At 42.5% G+C, this 869-nt stretch carries 1 protein-coding gene; it reads right to left on the reverse strand.

Translation table 11 applies throughout. The annotated features are described in order from the left end of the window. Positions 1–869: mucin-binding protein (locus QM874_RS09820; protein WP_414317127.1), on the reverse strand; the 869-nt coding region annotated here is incomplete at both ends.

An 869-nucleotide genomic window follows, 5' to 3' on the forward strand; every position in this document is an offset into this window, starting at 1 on the left:
TTGGACATTGTCTCCTGGAGTCTTATCGCCTGCTCCTTCAAACTTAACTGTTTGTTTAGTTGGTTTCTTCACATCATTTACGATTGGTACGTAGATGATTGGTGTGTCGTCACCTGGGTTTTCAGGAATGATTGGTGTTCCTGGTTCTACTGGTTTACCTGGTTTGCTTGGATCTTTTGGATCTGGCAAGTATGGTTTGTAGCCTGGTACATTAGGTACAACTGGTTGACCTGGTTTACTTGGATCTTTTGGATCATTTGGATATTTCACATCTGGTGTTGATGGGAAGTTTGGATCTGTTGGTGTCTCTGGTTTCGGAACCAAGCTGCCAAGCGGTTTGTAAGTAACAGTTTCTTCAAGATTTTCTTGAGTGACTGTCTTAGAAGCAACACCTGCTTTATCTGCATAGTAACCTGTCAATCCTGGTGTTGGAACTGCATCATAGTTAGTCTTATTCGCTGTCCATGGTGCATCAGGGTTAAGAACTTCACCTGTCACCTTGTCAACATTTAAGGTACGTGTCCATTGTGCATTTTGAACATTGTCAGCTGGGGCAGTTGCCTTACCGTCTGATACCACATAATGAACAGTTGATGTTACATCTTTCTTCCATTGATCTGTCGCAGGGTATTTAGGACTGTTTGGATCATTTGGATTGATTGGATCTGTTGGATTGTGTGGATCGTTTGGTCCAACTGGAGTTTCACCGTGTTTCAAGGTTACTGTCCAAGTTTGATCAACAGATGCATCTGTGTCATAAGTAGCTCCTGCTGGGAACTCATCGCTTACAAGAACGTAACCACGATCTTGGTATTTCTTGATCTTAGCTGCAGTTGAGTAGTCAATAGCTTCACCAGATTTACCAGAAA

The sequence above is a fragment of the Streptococcus infantis genome (genome assembly GCF_047463615.1).
GTDB classification, from domain to species: domain Bacteria; phylum Bacillota; class Bacilli; order Lactobacillales; family Streptococcaceae; genus Streptococcus; species Streptococcus infantis_X.